The following is a 20,853-nucleotide window of genomic DNA, read 5'->3' as shown; positions in this document are numbered from 1 at the left end:
GCGATTTGCCCGGTCTCCTCCTCCAAGCAATTCCGAGAGCTTTAGATTAAGTAACTTTGATTTCCCGTCAAGCCCGTAAGAAATTCATTGCGGTGGACGCAGGCGTGATACACAAGCGTCTTGTAGCTCTAAGGACGGCGACCATGCGGTATCTTCGATCAGGGCCGCGTCGGCTTCAAACCCAGGACACGGGCGCCCCGCGTGCCAAAACAGTCGGTCTGCGATCCGGTGAAATCGCCGATCGAAACATTCGCGTCATCCTGGAAGCCATCCGCCGCCATGGTCCGCTGACGCGAATGGAGCTTGGCCGCCATTGCGGCCTGACCGGCCCGGGCATTACCAATATTCTCCGCCGATTGGCCGAGGAGAAGCTCGTCACCTCCAACCGCCGCAACGGCTCGGGCGGCGGTGCGACTGCGACCGAATTTGCCCTGCGCCCGGAAGGCGCTTTCTCGATCGGCGTCAAGCTTCGCCAGAGGCGCGGCGAGATGGTCCTCATCGATCTTAGCGGCCAGGTGCATGACCGGGTCTATTTCGGCCTGGAGCCAGCAGACAAGGTCAAGCTGGTGCACGCGGCCGTCAGGGACATGGTCGATCGCCACGCGATGTTGCCGATCATCGGCCTAGGCATCGCCGCCAACGACTGGACGGACGAACAAAGCGATCAAATCGCCGCCATGTCGACGATTGCGCGTCCCTATGTCGAGAACGAGTGCACGGCGAGCCTTCTCGCCGAACGCACGATCGGCAGCTCCGCCAGGGAAGGCGGACTGGCGATGATCATCATCGATGACGACATTCAGGCCGGTTTTCTCATTCGCGGCATTCCCTATTCCGGCGTGCATGGCAGGGCGGGCAGCATCGGTGAAATGTTGACCGGTCCGGACAATGTCCAGCTGAACACCGTCGTCGGTTTCGAGTCTCTGCGATCGCGGATCGGCGACCAGGACTTCACCCGCCTGCTGAAGGGCGAGGAAATCTCCTCGCCATCGCTGTCGCAATGGATACGGGAGGCCGCCGGCCATCTGCTCGATCCGATCATCGCCATGGCCGGCTTCCTTGCCCCGAGCGTCGTCATGATCGGCAGCGATCTGCCGCAGGGCGTGATCGAAGCGCTGATCCATCAGCTTTCGATCGAGCGCCGCGACACCTCCACGAGACCGTTGCTGACACCCTGGATTTCGCCGATGAAACCGGCGAGCTTCAGCGGCGGCGGCGTTGCGCTGGGGGCTGCCCTCCTGCCCTTCCTCAACACTTTACTGCTGCCGCCGGCTTCCGCTTGAGAGCCGGCTCAGCCGAGCGCTTCATCGGTGTGGCTAAGATCGGAGGCCAGCGCCTTATCCAGGACTTTCTGGATATTGGCGGCGCGGCGGAAGGAAGGTTCCTGCGCCCTGCCCGCCCGCACGGCTTGGACGAAACGCTGGTAATTCGTCTCGACCGGATCGAACGGCACGTCGCGCCAGGTCGCCGTGTGCACGTCTTCGCCGAGGCAGGCGCGAAGCGTCGACTTTCCGGTATCGTAAATCATCTCGATCGAACCGGTTTCGCCATAGACCCGGAGACGCAGCTGATCCATCTGTCCGGCCGCCGTGCGCGTCGCCTGGATCGTCCCGATCGCGCCATTGGCGAAATCGACATTCATCGTGAAGCTGTCATTGGCGTCTAGATCATATTCGCCGATCTTGTGCCCCGGCGCCTTGTCGAAGGTTTTCAGCCGCGCGAAGACATGGGCAACGTCGAGGCCGGAACCGTAGGAGGCGAAATCGACGATATGGATGCCGATATCGCCGAGCGCGCCGTTCGATCCATGCTTCTTGCTCAGCCGCCACAGCCATTTGCTTTCGCTCTTCCAATCGCCCCAGTGACGGCCGACCAGCCAGCTTTGCAGATGGGACGCCTCGACGTGGCGCACGTCTCCTATTTCGCCGGCGAGCACCATCTGCCGGCCTTTCTGGAGGGCGGGCGAGTTGCGATAGGTGAAATTGACCATGCCGACCTTGCCCGATCGTTCGATCGCCTCGGTCATCTCCATGGCCTTGAGTGCATCGGTGGCGAGCGGCTTTTCGCAGAAGACATGCTTGCCAGCGGCGATCGCCTCAAGCGTCGTCGGGTGGTGGATGCTATCAGGCGTGACGTTCGCCACCGCATCGAACTCGCCCCAGGCGAGCGCCTCTTCAAGAGACGTGAAATGGTTGGCGATGCCATGTTCGGTGCAGAAGGCGGCAAGCCTTTCCGGGACGACGTCGACGCCGCCCACGACGCTGACGCCTTCGATCGCCTTGAAGTTGGCGGCATGCTGGTTGGCCATGCCGCCGGTACCGAGAATGAGTAAACGCATCTTATCCTCCCTTGGCGCGTCCTATCGGACGCGGGTGTGTCAGAGCTGATTCCGGCAGCGCAGCCGGGCAAAATCGCACTCCTGCCATCGCGGCCATCCGCGATCGCCTCGTCCTCTTCTTCAGGAAAATTTCGGTCGATGCGCCACGCGCCCGACAGCACGCTCCATCGCTTTAATGGCGCGGATCCTTTTCCAGAAATCGATCTCGATTTTCGGAAATTATGCGCTAGCTGCTGTTGATTGTCGCCAGCATCTCAACCTCCCAGGCTCTGGCTTTCCAAGCTGTGGCTTGACATCAAATCAAAGTAACTTAATCTAATTAATGCAGCACGGAATTGAGGAGAGGTCAACCGACCGCCAGGCTGTATTCGTTCAAATGGGGAGGAGACCCATCATGAAGAGCGCCACCGTCAGCGCATTTGCGCTGAGCACAATGTTATTTTCAGCATCCACGTCATTTGCCCAGGAACTTGCCACCAAGGACAGGATCGGCCTTGCCGATGCGCCAAAATCCCTCGTCGTCCGCCTGACGAACGATAGTCCGAACAATTCGGATCCGGCCATCGCCGAGGGCTATCAGAAGCTCTTCGTCGATTTCATCAAGAAGCATCCCGACTGGAAATTGCAGATGCAGTTCATGTCGTCGGATATCGGCACGGAACAGGCCAAGATGCTGGAGCAGGCCAAGGCCGGCAACGCGCCCGACTGCGCCGCGGTCGACTCCTTCGTGCTCTCGCAGTTCATGGTCAATCACGTGCTGGCGGACTTCACGCCGTATTTTTCGAAGGAGGAAGTGGACGACCTCTTCCCCTTCATCCGCAGCGGCATCACCGATAAGGACCAGACGGTCCGCGCGTGGTGGTGGGATACCGATCTTCGTGTGCTCTACCGCAACAAGTCGATTGTATCAGATGCGCCGCAGACCTGGGACGACCTGAAAAAGGCTGCGCTCGCCTCCACCAAGGAAGGCATGGAAGGCGTTCTGTTCAACGGCGGACGCTGGGAAGGTACGACCTTTGACTGGCTGGCGAACTATTGGGCGCTGGGCGGCAAGCTCGTCGACGATAGCGGCAAGCCTGTGTTCGGCGAAGGCGAGAACAAGGAGAAATTCCTGAAGGCGCTGAATTATTTCAAGGATCTCGTCGATTCCGGCGCCGCGCCCAAACGCGTCACCACGATCGCGAATTATGACGACATGAATGCTGCGGCGGCAGCGGGAACGACGGCACTCTTCATCGGCGGCAACTGGCAATATGCGCAGCTGAAGACGACGCTTGAAGAAGACGAGTTCAAGAATTGGACCTTCTCACCGATCCCCGGCCCCGCGGCCGATCAACTCTCGACCGGCACGGGCGGCTGGACGATCGCCTCCTTCAGCAAGGACAAGGACAAGATCGAGATGTGCGCAAACCTTGCACGCGAGGTCTATATGGGGCCGGCAAATGCGCTACAGCAGCAGCTGCCGACCAGAAAGTCGCTCTTCGACAAGTATGAGGTCTTCTCCACCGAAGCCAACAAGACCTTCGCCAAGGCTCTGGTCGACGGCCAGGCGCGCCCCGGCGTACCGATCTATCCCGAGATCTCCAACCAGATCCAGATCATGATGGGCGACGTGCTCTCGGGGACCAAGACACCGGAAGACGCTTTGAATGCCGCCTTCAACGCCGCATTGGAGGCCTACAAGCGGCTGTAGTGCCGGGCGTCCGTGACGCTTCCAATCGCGACGGCGCCTGCCCTCAGGCGCCGTCGACATTGCCAACCCGGACAGAGAGGCCCAATGAGCCCCATTGCCATCGAGGCTGACAGCCCGCCTCAAAGCAGAACGTTCATGCGTCGTTTCGCCGGCGCGCCCCTGCCCTGGATCATGCCCGTGATCGTCGTCATCGGCATCTTCTACCTCTATCCCGTCATCGACGTTTTCCGACTCTCCTTCACCAATGCGACGCTGATCGGCGACAATCAGGAATATACGCTTGGGTCGATCACCAATGCGCTGAGCTCGCCGCAACTGCCCGACATTCTTTGGGCAACCCTGATCTTCGTCGGCGGCAGCGTGATCGGCCAGCAGATCCTGGGCCTGGCGGTCGCCGTCACGGTCATTCGCGGCGAAAAGCGCGGCCTGTTCGGCACCACCATCCTGAGGACGACAGCGCTCGTCGCCTGGGTCGTGCCGGGCATTGCCGGCGGCATCATCTGGCAGATGCTCTTTTCCGAAGCGCCTTACGGCGCGCTGAACAGCATATTGCGGCTGATGCATCTGCCTGTTGTCGCCTGGCTTTCCGATCCGGCCATGGCGCCATGGTCGACGCTGATATCGAACATCTGGCGCGGCACGGCCTTTTCGATGGTCGTCATGTATGCGGCACTGAAGGCGATCGATCCCTCGCTCTACGAAGCGGCGGAGGTGGACGGCGCAACCGCATCGCAGCAGTTCTTCTTCGTCACGCTTCCGCAGCTGCGCGCCGCAATCCTCGTCAACATGATCCTCATCACCATCCAGACCGTGAATACTTTCGATGCGATCATCACGCTGACGGGCGGCGGACCGGGGCGCGCGACCGAGGTGATCTCGCTCTACGTCTTCAATATCGTCTTCAGAAACTACGACCTCTCCGGCGGCAGCGTGCTTTCCGTGCTTATGTTGATCATCAGCCTCGGACTTGCCTTCGTCTACGCGTCATTCCTGCCGAAGGAGGAAGAGCAATGAGCGGACGGACAGGAACGCGGCTCGGCGATTTCTTCAGCTATCTGTTCATGCTGGCGATGTTCGTATTCTTCGCCGGCCCCCTCACCTATCTCCTGTCGATGGCGATGCGTGACAAGCGCGAGATCTATCGCGGCGTGGCGCGGTATATTCCGAACAATCCCACCATCGACAATTTCATCACCGTTCTGAACAACAGCTATTTTCCGGTCTATCTCTGGAACGGCCTCAAGCTTGCGGCCTTGAGCGGCTTCGGCGTGCTGATCGTCGCATTGCCCGCAGCCTACGCCTTTTCCCGGTTTCAATTCCGCGGCAAAGGCCTGTCGATGATGGCGCTGCTTCTCTTCCAGATGATCTCGCCGCTTGTCATCATGGTGCCACTCTACCGCTACATGAACCGGCTCGGTCTGCTGGATACGCATTTTGCCGTCGTCATGGTCTATATCGCGCTCGGCGTTCCGCTGGCGACCTGGCTTTTGAAGAGCACGGTCGACGGCATCCCGCGCAGCCTCGACGAAGCGGCCATGATCGACGGCTGCAACCGGTTTTCGGTATTCTGGCGCATCATCCTGCCATTGTCGGCGCCGGGCATTGCCTCGGTCTTCATCATCACGGTGATTGCCGGCTGGTCGCAATTCCTGGTGCCTTTCCTGCTGCTCACGAAAAATGACCTGATGCCGATCGGCGTCGGAATCTTTAACTTCCGCGGCATGCAAACCGACTCGTCCATTCAACTGCTTGCCGCCGCCTGCCTGATCTCGGTCGTTCCGGCGATCGTGGCCTTTCTGTCGCTGCAGCGGCTGATCCTCGGCGCGATGACCAGCGGCGCCGTCAAGGGATGAGGGTCGGTTCGGTCTCCATGCGCGATGAAGGATTTGACCCGATGAACCAGACACTCGGCGCCAGGCTGTCCCCGGATCTGACCGGCGCCAATGTCGAAGATGCAGGCGAGCATAACAGGGCGGTCGTCCTGCGCTGCATCCATCGCCAGGCGCCGATTTCGCGCGCCGAAATCGCCAGGCGGACGGGTTTTACCAAACCGGCGATCGCCCGGATCGTCGATCGCCTGCTGGACGAAGGCCTGATCATGGAAGCCCGCCGGCGACACGGGCTGCGGGGCCAGCCGGCGATCGAACTCGAGATCAATCCGGATGCCTGTTTTGCGATCGGCATCAACATCGATCGCGACCATCTGACGATCCTGGCCGTCGATGCGGTCGGCAATGTCCGTGCCCGCGTGCATCACGAAAAGCGCTTCATCCTGCCGGCGGAATTCCTGCAGCTCACCGCCGATGCGATTTCGCATTTCCAGCGCAGCCGCCTGATCGACGACGCGCGCCTGGCCGGTATCGGTCTCGCCATGCCGGATTGGCTCGGCGAGATTTCGCTCCTCGGCAAGCCCGACACCTATCAGGAATGGACTTCATTCGATGTGCGCGCTGCTTTGGAGAACCTGACGCAGCATCCTGTCTTCATCGAAAACGAAGCCAATGCCGCGGCCCTTGCCGAACTCGATTACGGATTGGGTGCCGAAAGCAGCAGCTTCTTCTACATCGCCATCAATGCCTGCCCGGGCGGAGGCCTGGTGCTTGACGGCAACGGTCATCGCGGCGCCATGGGCCTCAGCGGCGAGATCGGCTGGCTCCCAATTGCCGATGACCGGGACGAGAAGGCACACAAGGTCCAGCTTCTCGGCGAGATATTCTCGCTGTTTTTCCTCTATGATTTTCTTGCCCGGCACGGCGTCGAGGTCAGCGTTCCCCACGATCTGCTGACGCTGGATGCACAGGGCAGGCGCCTGGTTTCACAGTGGCTGAAGGAAATGAGCGCGCATCTGGCCGTCGCCGTCAAGCATATCGGCATGATCGTCGATCCCGATGCCGTCCTTGTCGGCGGCCGGCTGCCGATCCGTATCGTCGACGAGCTGCTTCGGTATGTGCACGAGCATCTCGACGCCGAGGACACCAACCTCCCCTCGCTTCACCGTGCCTCGCTCGGAGAGGATGCTTCGGCCATGGGGGCGGCGGTCATGCCGATGGCGGCGGCCCTGATGCTCGCATCGGCCGATGCTGCTCAACGCACACGTTCGCCACTCAAGAATATGGATCGCCTGAACAATTGAAACGGCCAGCTAGGCCCCAGGGATTTTGGTGAAGATCGGAGAACTTTGGTGAAGATCGGCTTTTACACCTCGACATTCAATGATCGTCCCCTGGAGGAAGTGGTGGAATTCGCCGCGTCGGCCGGTTTCGACGCAATCGAGATCGATGTCGGCGGCCATATCAAGACACCCGATCAGGTGACGGGCGCCGTCGCGCTTGCACGCGGCCGCGGCCTCTTCGTGTCGTCGATCACCTATTTCGGCAACCAGCTCGATGCCGACCCGACAAGACGCCAGGAACTTCGAGCAAAGACCGCCGAATTTGCCAGTGCGATTGGAGAAGCGGACGTTCCGATCTTCGTGATCTTCCCGGGCCGGGACGACACGGCCAGCGACGAAGCCAATTATGATGACTTCGCCGAATTCGCAAACCGGCTGATTGCGCAGACGCAATCGAGCGGCCTCACCTTCGCGATCGAGAACTGGCCGGGTCCGAAGGACAATTTCATCGGCACGACACCGAAAGGGTGGCAGGAGCTTTTTCGGCGGATCGACAATCCCCGCTTCGGCCTGGAATTCGATCCCTCGCACCTCATCCGCATCGGCGTCGATCCCTATCAGGCGATGGAGGCGGTGAAGGACCGCATTGCCATCCTTCATGCCAAGGACACGGCCATCGATCCGGAGATACTGCAGGCTGTCGGCTATCACGGCAAAGGCTGGTGGCAATACAAGCTGCCCGGGCTCGGCCTCATCGATTGGCCGAGGTTCCTGCGCCAGGCGCGTGGCTCCGGCTTCGATGGCACGCTGTCCATAGAACACGAGGATGCCGCCTATGGCTGGCCAGGCAAGGACTTAGCCGCGCGAAAAGAGGGCGAGCGCTTCGGGCTCGATTATTTGAGAAATGTCCTGAACGGACTTTGACGGCAATTTCTGGAGGACTGTTATGGCCCATGTTTCGGTCAACAATGCGCGCAAGGACTACGGTGCGTTCAAAGCCATCAAAGGCGTATCGGTCGACATCGGCGACGGCGAGTTCGTCGTGCTGGTCGGCCCGTCGGGCTGCGGCAAATCCACGCTTCTGCGAATGATCGCAGGTCTCGAGGGCATCACTTCAGGGCAGATTCAGATCGGCAAGCATATCGTCAACGAGCTTGCGCCCAAGGATCGGGATATCGCCATGGTGTTCCAGAATTATGCGCTCTACCCGCACATGACCGTCGCGAAGAACATGGGCTTTTCGTTGCGGCTGAAACGAATGCCAAGGACGGAGATCGACCAGCGGGTCGGCAATGCCGCCAAGATCCTCGGTCTCGAGAGCCTTCTGGAAAGATATCCGAAACAGCTGTCCGGCGGCCAGAGGCAGCGGGTGGCGATGGGGCGGGCAATCGTGCGGGATCCGGCCGTCTTCTTGTTCGACGAGCCTTTGTCGAACCTCGACGCCAAACTCAGGGTGCAGATGCGCTCGGAGATCAAGGAACTGCATCAACGGCTGCAGACGACGACCATCTATGTCACCCATGATCAGATCGAAGCCATGACCATGGCCGACAAGATCGTCGTCATGAAGGATGGGCTGATCGAGCAGTCAGGCTCTCCGCTGGAATTGTACGATCGTCCGAACAACCTTTTCGTTGCCGGCTTCATCGGCTCCCCGGCGATGAATTTCATCGCGGGCAAGATGACGGAAGACGGGTTTCGAACTGCCGACGGCCTGCTGCTGCCGAGCGAGCGACGTCCGCCCGCAGCCGTGACCTACGGCATTCGTCCCGAGCATATCCAGTTGGACCCCGGCGGGATCGAGGTCACGACGGTGGTCGTCGAGCCTACGGGTTCTGAGACGCTGGTCATCGTCCGGCTGGGAACGCAGACGCTGACCTGCGTCTTCCGGGAACGGATCAGGGCGGCACCCGGCGAGGTGCTGAGGATTGCGCCGATCCACGATGCGGTTCACTTGTTCGCCGCAGACGAACAGCGGATCACGTCAGGCGAAGCCGCGCTGAACTGACCCGGCCGATTGCCCCTCCCCTTCGGCCGGGCTTCGGTCGGGGGGGGGGGTTGGGGCCCCCCCCCCCCCCCACCCCCCCACCGGCCGGCCGGGGCGGGGGCGGGGTTGGGGGGGGCCCGGCCCCCACCGGTACCCCGCCCCCACCCCCCGGGCACCCGCGCGGGGCGCGGCGGGGCCCCGCGCCCCGGCCCCGGCCCCCCCCCCGGGGGGGGGGGGGGGGGGGGGGGGGCTTCCCCCCCCCCCCCCGACCCCGAATGCGCTCAAGCTGCGTCGCGATAGGTCCGCGTGTTGGCCTGCGCCCTGCCCAATTCGGTAACCCGGCAGAACGCCGCGATGGTGGAGGAAACCACAGCCGCCGGCCGCACACAGATATTATTCGCCGCGGAATACGATACTGTTCTATCGATCTCGTAGAATCGCCTTGCGCAAGAACGCGCAATGACTGCAGCCAGATATGGGGTGCTTTAGCTGACGACGTTCCTTTTGCCGAGGAGGGCCGCGCGGATCTGTTCGCTTTTGCTCAACAGGGGAGCGGGAACCGGTGCTGCCTGCTCTGGCGCGTCGGCTTTGCCGGTGATCTGTTTGAGACTCAGGAAACGTTTTTGCGCGACCAGCCGGTCTTCGGGCGACAGTGGCTCGACGGGTTCGCCGTCAAGGCCATGGCGCATGGAATCGGGCTGGGCGCTGGCGAAATAGTAGCGCCGGCAGTGGACATAGGCCGCGGTCGCCCGCCGCAGGGTCGTGACGCCGGCATCGGGCTTCAGGAGCGGACGGAACTCGTTGAAAAGACCGACGGCAAAGGGACGGATCGCATCTCCCGACTTGGCCGGAAGGACGCCGACCGGCCGGATCAACAGCATGTTGATCGCGTTTGCCTTCTCCACGTCGAGCTCGGTTGCCGCAATCGGTCCGCGGCTGATCTTCCAGGGCTTGTCCATGCGTCCTCCATGTAACGTCCATAGCGACCGACTGTGATGGTATCTTGACGGACAGGGCGAGTAACGGAAGTCGCACATCGTCGGTTCCACTGCAAGCCGGTGAGGAGCGGTATGGGAGCCCGTGTGGTGAAATGGCGTTTCCGGGGTCGATATCGCCTGGTGTCATCGGCTGCCGTTGCATCTAATCGTTTTTATCGAGAAATATGCATTGACCTGTCACATCGATTACACTTCATATCCGCGCCCAAGATGGAGTGACCGGCCGCGGGGAGGATATATGCGGGTTTTCTCGAGTATTGACGAGCTGCGCCACACGCTCGATGCACTGAAGCGGCAGGGGCGAACCGTCGGCCTCGTTCCGACGATGGGCTATCTCCATGCCGGTCATATGGAGCTCGTCGCGCGTGCGCGCGCTGAGAACGACATCGTCGTCGTCTCGATTTTCGTCAATCCACTGCAGTTCGCCCCGGCGGAAGACCTCAGCAAATATCCGCGCGATCTGGAACGCGATGCCGCCATGCTGAAACAGGCCGGCGTCAATTTCCTCTTTTCGCCTGGCGTCGAGGACATGTATCCCCGCCCGATGCTGACTGTCGTCGACGTTCCCGATCTCGGCTGCGAACTCGAGGGGGCGGTACGCCCCGGGCATTTTGCCGGCGTCGCCACTGTCGTCTGCAAGCTTTTCAACATCGTGCAGCCGCAGACCGCCTATTTCGGAGAGAAGGATTACCAGCAAGTCGTCATCATCAAGCGCATGGTGGACGATCTGGCCGTGCCGGTGCGGGTAATATCGGTGCCGACGGTCAGGGACGCCGACGGCCTCGCCTTGTCGTCGCGCAACGTCTATCTCAGCGCAGCGGAGCGGCGTGCCGCCGTAATCGTTCCTCAGACCCTCGACGAGGCGGAGCGTCTGGTCGCCGGCGGCCTTACCGATCCGGGGAAGCTCGAGGCCAAGCTCACGGCGTTTCTCAATCGCGAGCCTCTGGCAAAGCCGGAGGTCGTCGCCGTCAGGGATGCCTCGACACTGCAGCCGGTCACGTCGATTGCGGAACCCGTCGTCATCGCACTCTTCGTTCGGGTCGGCTCGACACGGCTTCTCGACAACAGGGTTATCGGTGACAACAGGATTGCCGGGGGCAACAGGGTCGCCGGGGGCAACCGCATTATCGGCGGGCGGAGCTTGCCGGGAAAGGGAGTGGCCAGATGAGCGCCGCCGGAATTCAGAAGCGCCTTACGCCAGCCCGAATCTTGGCGATGAAGGGCGGCAAGCCGATCGTCTGCCTGACCGCCTATACGACGCCGATGGCGCGGCTGCTCGATGAGCATTGCGATCTCCTGCTGGTCGGGGATTCACTCGGCATGGTGCTCTACGGCATGGAGACCACCATCGGCGTCACGCTCGACATGATGATCGCGCACGGCAAGGCGGTGATGCGCGGCGTCGGCAAGGCCTGCGTCGTCGTCGACATGCCGTTCGGCAGTTATCAGGAATCGAAGGAGGTCGCCTTCCGCAATGCCGTCCGAATCCTGCAGGAAACCGGCTGCGATGCCGTCAAGCTGGAGGGCGGCGAGGAGATGGCTGAGACCATCGCCTTTCTGACGAAGCGAGGGGTCCCGGTCATGGGGCATATCGGTCTGATGCCGCAGCAGGTCCAGACCGCAGGTGGCTATCGTTCCGTCGGCCATTCCGAACACGAGACGTCGAAGATCCGGCGCGACGCACACGCCATCGGCGGCTCGGGCGCCTTTGCCGTCGTCATCGAGGGCACGGTGGAGCCGCTCGCCCGCGAGGTAACGGCCGCCATGCACATACCGAGCATCGGTATCGGCGCCTCTTCGGCCTGCGACGGCCAGGTTCTGGTCTCCGACGACATTCTCGGGCTCTTCAACGATTTCACCCCGCGTTTCGTCAAGCGCTACGACGAACTGGGCAAGAGGATCGCGGCGGCCGCCGCTGCTTATGCGGACGAGGTCCGGTCGCGACAGTTTCCGGCAGCCGAGCATACATTCAAGCGGCGGCCCTGAAGCGAGCCGCCCGGCCCATCACCGGACGATAGACTGTTGGCGCATCGTCTCGGCCGACCGGCGGACCGCCTCGGAAACCTGCAGCAGCTGTTTGGCCATCGGTGTCGAATTGCGCCAGACCATGCCGATCGTGCGCGACGGCTGCGGAGACGGGAATCGGGAAATCGACACACGCGCCGAGCGTGTTTCCACCGGAACGGCCATCTCCGGAATCAAGGTGATGCCGATGCCGGCGCTGACCATCTGCACCAGAGTGGAGAGCGAACTGCCTTCCATGACTTCGCGGGGCCGAGCCGGCCCTATCTTGCAGAAAGACAGGGCCTGATCGCGGAAACAGTGGCCTTCCTCGAGCAGCAGCAACCGCATTTCGCGCAGCGCCTCGCGTTCCGGCACCGGTTTGCCCTCGTCCTCATGTCGCCTGACCAGCACGAACTCTTCCTTGAAGAGCTCGAGTTCCGTGAGGGAGGGTTCCGACACCGGCAGCGCAACGATCGCCATATCCAGCTGACCCTGTGCCAGTTCCTGAACCAGCTTCGCCGTCTGCGTCTCGCGCACCTCGATCTGGATGCCGGCGAAGGTCCTGTTCAGGTCGTTGATGATGACAGGCAGCAGATAAGGTGCGATCGTCGGTATGATGCCGATGCGCAGGCGCGTCAGGAAGGAATTGCGCGAGGCGCGCGCCAGCTCCCCCAGTTCGTCCACAGCGCGTAGGATATCGCGGACCCTTAGCGCGAAGGTCTGGCCGAACGGAGTGAGCTTCACCTCGCGCGCACTGCGCTCGAAGAGCTCGTTGCCCAACTCTTGCTCAAGTTCTTTGATCTGCATTGAGAGCGCAGGCTGGGAGATGGCACAGGCGTCGGCAGCACGTCGGAAGCGGCCATCCCTTGCCAGGGCTTCAAAATAACGCAGCTGTTTCAGGGTAAGATTCTTCATAAGCTCAGCTTATCGCAACGATCAGTAAATCCAACTTAAAATTATTAAACGCTTCCGATATGAAGACTGCAGGGGAGAGAGCGGGCGCCGGCTCGGCTCATCTTTTTCGACGGGCAGACAAATCAAGCAATGAAGGAGACGATTATGGACAACCCCACTGACAGCGCAGGCAAATGTCCTGTTGCACATACGCATAAGGCTCCGACTGCCAGGACGAATCGTGACTGGTGGCCGAACCAGCTGAATGTTCAGATTCTTCATCACAATTCCGGCCGCGCCGATCCGTTGGGCCAGGCCTTCGATTATGCCGAAGAGTTCAAGAAGCTCGATCTCGACGGCCTGAAGAAGGATCTTCAAGCACTGATGACGGATTCGCAGGACTGGTGGCCGGCTGATTTCGGTCACTACGGCGGTCTTTTCATCCGCATGGCCTGGCACAGCGCGGGCACCTACCGCATCACCGACGGCCGCGGTGGCGCCGGCCAGGGCCAGCAGCGTTTCGCGCCGCTCAACAGCTGGCCTGATAATGCCAACCTCGACAAGGCCCGCCGCCTGCTCTGGCCGATCAAGCAGAAATACGGCAACCGCATCTCCTGGGCCGACCTTCTGATCCTCACCGGCAACGTCGCGCTCGAATCCATGGGCTTCAAGACCTTCGGTTTCGCCGGCGGCCGCGCCGACGTCTGGGAGCCGGAAGAACTCTACTGGGGTCCTGAAGGCACCTGGCTCGGCGACGAACGCTACAGTGGCGAGCGCGAGCTGGCCGAACCGCTCGGCGCCGTGCAGATGGGCCTCATCTATGTCAACCCCGAAGGCCCGGGCGGCAATTCCGATCCGCTGTCTTCCGCCCGCGACATCCGCGAAACCTTTGCCCGCATGGCGATGAACGACGAAGAGACCGTGGCGCTGATCGCCGGCGGCCACACCTTCGGCAAGACGCATGGCGCCGGCGACCCGTCCCTGATCGGCCCCGAGCCGGAAGGCGGCGCGATCGAGGATCAGGGCCTCGGCTGGAAGAGCTCGTTCGGCACCGGTGTCGGCAAGGATGCCATCACCGCCGGCCTCGAGGTCACCTGGTCGCAGACGCCAACCAAGTGGAGTAACTACTTCTTCGAAAACCTCTTCGCCTTCGAATGGGAACTGACGACGAGCCCGGCCGGCGCGAAGCAGTGGCAGGCCAAGAACGCCGAAGCCTCCATTCCGGATGCCTACGACGCCTCGAAGAGGCACCTGCCGACCATGCTGACGAGCGATCTGGCACTGCGTTTCGATCCGGCCTACGAGAAGATCTCGCGCCGCTTCCTCGAGAATCCAGACCAGTTTGCCGACGCTTTCGCCCGCGCCTGGTTCAAGCTGACCCATCGCGACATGGGACCGAAGGTACGCTATCTCGGCCCGGAAGTTCCGGCCGAAGACCTGATCTGGCAGGATGTGATCCCGGCCGTCGACCATCCGCTCGTCGACGACAAGGACATTGCCGACCTCAAGGAAAAGGTTCTCGCCACCGGCCTCACCGTGCAGGAACTGGTCTCGACCGCCTGGGCGTCAGCCTCGACCTTCCGCGGCTCCGACAAGCGCGGCGGCGCCAATGGCGCGCGCATCCGCCTTGCCCCGCAGAAGGACTGGGACGCCAACCAGCCGGCGCAGCTCGCCAAGGTGCTCGGCGTTCTCGAAGGCATCCAGAAGGACTTCAACGCCGCCCAGACCGGGGCTAAGAAGATCTCGCTCGCCGACCTGATCGTTCTCGCCGGTGCAGCAGGTGTCGAGAAGGCGGCAGCGGCCGGCGGCAACGCCGTCAGCGTGCCCTTCACGCCGGGCCGCATGGATGCCTCCGAAGCCCAGACCGACGCGCATTCCTTCGCAGCGCTCGAGCCGCGTATCGACGGCTTCCGCAACTACGTGAACGACAAGCGCCATCAGTTCATGAAGCCGGAAGAAGCACTCGTCGACCGCGCCCAGCTCCTGACGCTGACCGGACCTGAGATGACCGTCCTCGTCGGCGGTCTGCGCGTCCTGAAGGCAGGCAGCCCCGAGCACGGCGTCTTCACCTCGCGTCCCGAGACGCTGACGAACGACTTCTTCGTCAACCTGCTCGACATGGGCACGCAGTGGGTTCCCCTCGCCGGCAAGGAAGGCGTCTATGAAGGCCGCGACCGCAAGACCGGCGCTGCCAAGTGGACCGGCACCCGCGTCGACCTGATCTTCGGCTCGCACTCGCAGCTTCGCGCCTTCGCCGAAGTCTACGGCCAGGCCGACGCCAAGGGGAAGTTCGTCGGGGACTTCATCGCCGCTTGGACCAAGGTCATGAATGCCGACCGCTTCGACCTCGTCTGATCGGTAGCATTTTGCCCGGGCGCAGTTTCGGCTGCGCCCAGGCATTTCTTTTTTGGGTCGGTTTGCGCTTCCACTGCAGCCCTTCTTCTCCCTCATCTCTGTGCTCGGGCTCGACCCGAGTGATGTCACGGAGATCCACTGCGCCCAAGTCCTTAGGCGCGCGAGACGTCCTTGCTTTGATTGGAGTCATTCACCGCGCAGACGCGGGGTGGCGCCACATGTGCGTTTTAGCGAGGCAGAATGCCGAAAGGCGAGAGTGACAGCAGATCGGGATCGGTCGTGGCCGTCGCCGTCGCTACCTGGGCATAGCTCATGCTGTAACCGTAGGTGAGGACGCGGTTACCGTCGATCATGAAGAATTGCGCCTCATCCAGGCCGGGCTGCAGGGCACCCGTCACGGTGACGGTCTCGTACATTCTTGTAAGGTGCAAAGGCGCTTGCGGAACGACCCGAACCAGTTGGTTGGGCGGAGGGGAAGGCATGTGGCTGCAGGCTCCGGCCCAAGGCACCAGCATGAATTCGTAGACAAGATCGCCATCCTGGTCGATCGGCAGAACGAAGCCCGTCAATTCGATCGGATGTTCCTCGCCGTGCCAGGCGAGTGTTTCGCCCTGCGGACCGCTCACCGGCTTACCCGACAGCGGCACCGTCGCCTTGGGCTGATCGGCCGGCCGTAAAGCGCTCCAGAAGATAGGCTGCGCAGCAGCGAAGGCGTCAGAAATCGGCCATGCGGAACAAAATGCGAGCGCCGCGAACGTCAGGAGGAAAGGCCTGTGTTTCATCATTGCATCTCCACCGCCGGCCGCTTTGACCACCTTGCCGCTGCCGCGTGGATGCTACTCCCGATCCCGCTTAGCCGTCAAAGCTTCGGGCGCGGATTACTCAGGCTTTGCAAGGAATAAGGAGAGGGCGTGCCGTGGCCACCCTCCGCCGTTTCGTCGCACTGCGATGCCAATTGTTTTGGGGAAACTGGTGCGTCGGGCCGATCTCACAGCTGTGGGGGAGATGACCGGCAGGCCATGAGGCCTTACTTCTCCGGCATCATCGAGGAGTGGTGCGAGGTGATCAGCCAGTTCCCGTCCTTGAACTCATAGGTATAGGTGTAGCGGGCGGGAACCTTCGAGCCGTCCTTCATGGTGAAGGTGTAGGTGCCGAGGTCGACGGCCCAGTTGCAACCGATCTTGATGTCGCGACTGTCGACATGGCCCTTGGGCTCATTCGCCAGGAAGTGTTCGAAATAATCGATCCGTTCGGCCTGGGTCAGGCGAGGTTTGTTCGACAGCGTCGCGAGAAGCACGGAATCTTCGCTGTAGTTCTTAGCGACCTCCTGAGGGCTCAGCGTCGCAAGCGAGGTATTCCAGCGATCGAAGAGCTTGGCGATTTCCGCCTCGCTTGTCGGCGCACAGGCTGCGGTTTCGGCAGCCGCCGCGGCCGACTGGACCTGAACGAAACCGAGAACGAGAGCGGCAGCAATGATGGTACGCATTTTGACTTTCCTATGTGGCGGCTCCGGCGGACATCGCATCGGTCGACCGCATGACCAGCAATTTAAGTATCCTGTGCTGCCGCCTCATCTGCCGGATGGCTTCGATCCGATCTGCCGAACGGCATAGATGACATTCCCGCCGGAATGACTATCGTGCCGGCGTCATTCATCTTCGGAGCAGTCCTGTTGGGCATGGAGCACGATACAAGTCCGACGCATTCGCCAAACGTTGCGGAACTGCGAGCCCTTTACCGGGCCGCGGAAGCGCGGGCGGCGCGTCTGCGTTTCATCATCGAAGTGCAGAACCTGCTCGATGCCGCGGCATTCGAAACGGCTGCCCGGGACGTTCTGTCCCGGCTTGCCGACTTCGCGGGAGGATCGCTCGCCAGGCTCGTGTTCCCCTCATTGCAGGGAGAGGCGCCCGTGCAGCTGACGGTGGGCAAGTCGACGAGCCCGGAAAGCGACACCATCCTGTTTGCCTCGCAGGACGGCTCCGATCTCTGTTTGACGATTGTCGGCTCGTCGAAGGCGCGCGCCATCGATGCCGATGACCGGCAGACATTGGAGGTGGCGGCCGGGCAGCTCGCCGACGCCTACAATCTCAATCGGCAGGCAGCGGAAAATCAGGCGCTTCTCGGCGATCTCCAGCGGCAGCGAAGTGAACTCGCCGCCCTCGTCGCCCAACTGATCCAGGCGCAGGAACAGGAGCGGCAGCGGGTGGCGCTCGATCTTCACGACGGCTCGGCGCAGCTGGCCACCGGCCTCAGCTACCGCCTGCAGGACCTTGCGGCCCGCATCGGCGAAGCGCATGCCCTGAAGCCGGAGATCGACCAGCTCGCTGCATTGGCGCGCCATTCCGTTGCCGATCTGAGGGCTGCTATCGCCGATCTTCGCCCGCCCGAACTCGATGATCTCGGTGTCGCCGCGGCGCTGCGCACGCGTCTCGATGCGATCGACGGTCTCGAAGTGATCGCCGACCTCGATGCCGCCTCCGACCGCTGGCCGACATCGACCGGGATCATCTTCTACCGCGTCGCGCAGGAAGCGATCACCAATGTGATCAAGCACGCCGAGGCGAGCCGCTTGGTCGTGCGTCTCTTCGAGGACGATAAGGGCGAAGCGCATCTCGAAGTGATCGACGATGGCAAAGGCATCGGCGCGTTGCGCCATCCCCAGATGCGGGGCGGGCGGCTCGGCATCGTCGGCATGCGTGAACGGCTGGCGCTGCTCGGCGGCCGGATCGAGATCGGAGCCGGGTCTTCGGGCGGCACGCATGTCCACGCCGCTGCCCCCCTTGCGCAGGGGACGCCATCAGCATGACGGCATCGATCCTTGTCGCCGACGATCACGACATCGCCCGCGCCGGCCTTATCGCCATGATCGGCGGCCAGGATGATTTCCATGTCGCCTGGGATGTACGCGACGGCGTCGAAGCGGTGGAAGCAGCAGCTCAGCACAAGCCGGATCTGGCACTCCTCGACATCCGCATGCCGCGTATGGACGGCCTTGCCGCGACGAGGGAGATCCGGCGCGTGTCGCCCGGCACACGCGTCATGATCATCACGATGCATGACAGCCTCGACTACCTGGAAGCGGCGATCGAAGCCGGCGCCACAGGTTACCTGCTCAAGGATGCCAGCCGGGAAGACATTCTCCGCACGATCCGGTGTGTCCTTCAGGGGGACGCCTTCTTCGACGGTCCGCTCGTCGCCAAGCTGCTGCGCCGCGCCGCCACCAAGCCGCAGACCAACAGCAGCGCTTTGGAGACGCTGACGATCCGGGAGCGCGAAGTCCTGGCGAAAGTGGCCGAGGGCCTGACCAACAAGGAAATCGCCAGGGCGCTGAAGATCTCGCCCGGCACCGTGAAGATCCACGTCGAGCGCATCATCGGCAAGCTGGATGCCGGGGACCGGACGCAGGCCGCGGTCATGGCCGTGCGCGGCGGGCTCGTCGCAACATCCCGGGAAGAGCAGCCATGACCGCTACGCGCCGGCGGGCGTTGCGTTTCGCCGACCTTCCGCTCAGAGCAAAGGGCATCGTCATCATCACGGTGCCGCTGGCGCTGCTGCTGGCGGCGCTGGCCTCGGTCTTCGTGGCCGACCGGCAAAGCCGGATTGCCGAGGATCAGGTGCGGGTGACGCTGGAGATCCAATCGGGCATTCAGGAGATCCACGCCTCGATCGCCGAAGCCGCCACCGCGATGCGCGGTTATCTGCTGACCGGCAGAAGTGATTTTCTCGATCCTTTCGACCGCGCCGAGGATAGGCTGCCCGTCGTGCTCGACGAGGTCGGCGGCCGATTGCGGGATGGGGAGCAAAAGATGCGCCTCGACCGCATCCGCGCCCTGGTCGACGCGAAAGTCGACCGTCTCCAACTCCTGAAACAGGCCGATACCCTGCGCGCCGGCGGACGCGAGGACCTTGCGGCCAAGCTCATCGAGGGCAAGCAGGTCCTCGATGAGCTGAGACAGGAGATCGACGCGATGAGCCGGCGGGAGGCGGATCTGCTTCACTCGAGAACCGAGGCCGCGGACCGGGTTCGCACTCTGTCGCGAAGCCTGATGATCGCCGCCGGCTTTCTTGGTTTTGCCGGCGCGCTCGTCGCCGTCTTCCTGTTTTCGGCAAGCATCGTGCGCCGTGTGCATGCGCTGAAAGCCGAGGCGCATCGGCTGTCGCAAGGCGAGGTCGTGACGGTGGCGGACCCCTTCCGCGATGAACTGGGGAGCCTCGGACAGGCGCTCGAAGATGCGAGCGTCCTTCTGAAAAGACGCGAGGCCGATCTGACCGAGAGCGAGGAGCGCTTCCGGCAACTGGTCGAAGGCGTCAGCGACTACGGCATCTTCGGGCTCGATACGACAGGGCGGGTGGTGAGCTGGAATGCCGGCGCCGAGCGGATCACCGGTTATGGCGCCGAGGAGATCGTCGGTCAGCATTTTTCCGGCTTCTATCCCACCGAAACCAGAGATAGTTTTCCGGCAGAAGAGCTTGCCAAAGCGACCCGTCATGGGCGCACCGAAGCGGAAGGCTGGCGCGTGCGCAAGGACGGGTCACAATTCTGGTCGCACGTCGTCGTGACCGCACTCCATGACGAGGCGGGCCGGTTGCGTGGCTTTTCCAAGATCACGCGTGACATTACCGAGCGCAAGCAAATCGAAGAGGCCCTGCTTGCCGCCCGCGAGGATGCGATCCGCGCGAGCAATGCCAAGAGCGAATTCCTGTCGCGCATGAGCCACGAGCTGCGCACGCCGCTGAACTCCGTGCTCGGTTTCGCGCAGCTTCTGGAAATGGACGTCACCGATACCGAGTCCAAAGAGAGCGTCGCGCAGATCTTGAGGGCCGGCCGACATTTGCTCAGCCTGATCGACGAGGTTCTCGACATGGCGAGGATCGAGGCCGGGCGCATGGATCTCGCGGTCGAAGCACAGTCCGTCGCCGAGGTGATCGACGAAGCCGTGTCGCTTGCAAGACCGCTCTGCGGCAAGCAGCAGATCACGATCGAGGTCGTCGAGCCGGCCGAGCCGGATCTTTCGGTGCTCGCCGACCGACGGCGGCTGCTGCAGGTGTTCCTCAACCTTCTCTCCAATGCGGTGAAATACAATCGTCCCCAGGGAAGCGTAACCGTCAGCCACCGCGCGATGGATGGCGGCTATATCCGCATCGAGGTCAGCGATACCGGCCCCGGCATTCCGGCCGAACGGGTCTCCCGGCTGTTCACCCCGTTCGATCGGCTGGGAGCCGAACGGATCAGCCAGGAGGGAACCGGTCTCGGACTGGCGCTGTCGAAACATCTGACGGATGCCATGGGCGGAACGCTCGGCTTCAGCAACCGGGAAGGCGGCGCCACGTTCCATATCGATCTGCCGCGCGTGCCGGCGTCGGTAGAGGCAAGGCAGGCTGCGATGCGAAGCCCACCTTAATGGCATCGCCTTTGATTTGGCCGCGCCGCTTGATATCAGTTCGGCATCGCTTCAACGAAATATTGGGTCC

At 62.3% G+C, this 20,853-nt stretch carries 18 protein-coding genes; 13 read left to right on the top strand and 5 right to left on the bottom strand.

From position 1 onward, the window contains the following. The first annotated feature begins 143 nt into the window (after nt 1-143). A complete protein-coding gene (locus ACMUVN_RS18360; protein WP_047616687.1) occupies nt 144-1,283 on the top strand; it encodes an ROK family transcriptional regulator in 1,140 nt (379 codons plus the stop codon). Between the two features lie 8 nt (nt 1,284-1,291). Here ACMUVN_RS18360 and ACMUVN_RS18355 read toward each other — a convergent pair whose 3' ends face one another. Then, on the bottom strand, nt 1,292-2,338 hold the full coding sequence (locus tag ACMUVN_RS18355; RefSeq protein WP_132574799.1) for a Gfo/Idh/MocA family protein: 1,047 nt from the start codon (nt 2,336-2,338) through the stop codon (nt 1,292-1,294). Between the two features lie 394 nt (nt 2,339-2,732). On the opposite strand from ACMUVN_RS18355, the gene ACMUVN_RS18350 reads away from it, so the two are divergent. The 6 genes from ACMUVN_RS18350 to ACMUVN_RS18325 all read left to right on the top strand — a co-directional run bounded on the left by ACMUVN_RS18350 (nt 2,733) and on the right by ACMUVN_RS18325 (nt 9,151). Continuing rightward, nucleotides 2,733-4,031 carry an extracellular solute-binding protein gene (locus tag ACMUVN_RS18350; protein ID WP_047616940.1) on the top strand — a complete coding sequence of 433 codons (1,299 nt, stop codon included), beginning with the start codon at nt 2,733-2,735 and terminating at the stop codon, nt 4,029-4,031. A gap of 84 nt (nt 4,032-4,115) precedes the next feature. After that, nucleotides 4,116-5,045 (top strand): carbohydrate ABC transporter permease, encoded by a 930-nt coding sequence (locus ACMUVN_RS18345; protein ID WP_047616681.1) that lies wholly within the window; start codon nt 4,116-4,118, stop codon nt 5,043-5,045. Next, nucleotides 5,042-5,884 (top strand): carbohydrate ABC transporter permease, encoded by an 843-nt coding sequence (locus tag ACMUVN_RS18340; protein WP_127430840.1) that lies wholly within the window; start codon nt 5,042-5,044, stop codon nt 5,882-5,884. Before ACMUVN_RS18345 ends, ACMUVN_RS18340 begins: the two co-directional genes overlap by 4 nt. Nucleotides 5,885-5,925: 41 nt before the next feature. Next, complete coding sequence (locus ACMUVN_RS18335; RefSeq protein WP_047616977.1) at nt 5,926-7,164, top strand: ROK family transcriptional regulator; 1,239 nt, start codon at nt 5,926-5,928, stop codon at nt 7,162-7,164. Nucleotides 7,165-7,212: 48 nt separating this feature from the next. Continuing rightward, nucleotides 7,213-8,067: a sugar phosphate isomerase/epimerase family protein gene (locus ACMUVN_RS18330; RefSeq protein ID WP_132574797.1), complete on the top strand. Its 855-nt coding sequence runs from the start codon at nt 7,213-7,215 to the stop codon at nt 8,065-8,067. A gap of 22 nt (nt 8,068-8,089) precedes the next feature. Then, nucleotides 8,090-9,151, top strand: coding sequence for an ABC transporter ATP-binding protein (locus tag ACMUVN_RS18325; RefSeq protein WP_127430842.1), 1,062 nt, complete (start codon nt 8,090-8,092; stop codon nt 9,149-9,151). 464 nt (nt 9,152-9,615) lie between these two features. On the opposite strand, the gene ACMUVN_RS18320 is transcribed toward ACMUVN_RS18325, so the two are convergent. Further along, the gene (locus ACMUVN_RS18320; protein WP_063474036.1) at nt 9,616-10,089 is read right to left on the bottom strand and encodes a ProQ/FINO family protein; all 474 of its coding nucleotides are present in this window, start codon (nt 10,087-10,089) and stop codon (nt 9,616-9,618) included. 277 nt (nt 10,090-10,366) lie between these two features. Here ACMUVN_RS18320 and panC point away from each other — a divergent pair, with 277 nt between their 5' ends. Next, a complete protein-coding gene (panC, locus tag ACMUVN_RS18315) occupies nt 10,367-11,296 on the top strand; it encodes a pantoate--beta-alanine ligase (RefSeq protein WP_063474035.1) in 930 nt (309 codons plus the stop codon). Further along, a complete protein-coding gene (gene panB, locus ACMUVN_RS18310) occupies nt 11,293-12,114 on the top strand; it encodes a 3-methyl-2-oxobutanoate hydroxymethyltransferase (RefSeq protein ID WP_047616670.1) in 822 nt (273 codons plus the stop codon). Before panC ends, panB begins: the two co-directional genes overlap by 4 nt. An 18-nt stretch (nt 12,115-12,132) precedes the next feature. On the opposite strand, the gene ACMUVN_RS18305 is transcribed toward panB, so the two are convergent. Continuing rightward, entirely contained in the window at nt 12,133-13,047 is a 915-nt protein-coding gene (locus ACMUVN_RS18305) for a hydrogen peroxide-inducible genes activator (RefSeq protein WP_063474034.1), read from the bottom strand. A 144-nt stretch (nt 13,048-13,191) separates the two neighbouring features. Here ACMUVN_RS18305 and katG point away from each other — a divergent pair, with 144 nt between their 5' ends. Next, on the top strand, nt 13,192-15,381 hold the full coding sequence (gene katG, locus ACMUVN_RS18300) for a catalase/peroxidase HPI (RefSeq protein ID WP_414815359.1): 2,190 nt from the start codon (nt 13,192-13,194) through the stop codon (nt 15,379-15,381). 227 nt (nt 15,382-15,608) lie between these two features. Here the strand turns inward: katG and ACMUVN_RS18295 are convergent, their stop codons facing one another. Then, complete coding sequence (locus ACMUVN_RS18295; protein ID WP_063474032.1) at nt 15,609-16,166, bottom strand: DUF3299 domain-containing protein; 558 nt, start codon at nt 16,164-16,166, stop codon at nt 15,609-15,611. A 242-nt stretch (nt 16,167-16,408) separates the two neighbouring features. Then, nucleotides 16,409-16,867 carry an SgcJ/EcaC family oxidoreductase gene (locus ACMUVN_RS18290; protein ID WP_063474031.1) on the bottom strand — a complete coding sequence of 153 codons (459 nt, stop codon included), beginning with the start codon at nt 16,865-16,867 and terminating at the stop codon, nt 16,409-16,411. Nucleotides 16,868-17,011: 144 nt separating this feature from the next. Here ACMUVN_RS18290 and ACMUVN_RS18285 point away from each other — a divergent pair, with 144 nt between their 5' ends. The 3 genes from ACMUVN_RS18285 to ACMUVN_RS18275 are packed head-to-tail and all read left to right on the top strand — an operon-like array spanning nt 17,012 to nt 20,783. Further along, nucleotides 17,012-18,187, top strand: coding sequence for a sensor histidine kinase (locus ACMUVN_RS18285; RefSeq protein WP_245294546.1), 1,176 nt, complete (start codon nt 17,012-17,014; stop codon nt 18,185-18,187). Then, nucleotides 18,184-18,846, top strand: coding sequence for a response regulator (locus ACMUVN_RS18280; protein ID WP_063474029.1), 663 nt, complete (start codon nt 18,184-18,186; stop codon nt 18,844-18,846). The genes ACMUVN_RS18285 and ACMUVN_RS18280 overlap by 4 nt, the downstream gene beginning before the upstream one ends. Continuing rightward, complete coding sequence (locus ACMUVN_RS18275; RefSeq protein WP_414815358.1) at nt 18,843-20,783, top strand: ATP-binding protein; 1,941 nt, start codon at nt 18,843-18,845, stop codon at nt 20,781-20,783. The genes ACMUVN_RS18280 and ACMUVN_RS18275 overlap by 4 nt, the downstream gene beginning before the upstream one ends. Nucleotides 20,784-20,853: the final 70 nt, after the last annotated feature.

Origin of the sequence: Rhizobium sp. IY2 (assembly GCF_047532935.1) — a bacterium.
Lineage (GTDB): Bacteria > Pseudomonadota > Alphaproteobacteria > Rhizobiales > Rhizobiaceae > Rhizobium > Rhizobium anhuiense.
The sequence above is the reverse complement of the archived record's forward strand: the minus strand, read 5'-3'. Positions and strand labels throughout refer to the sequence as shown.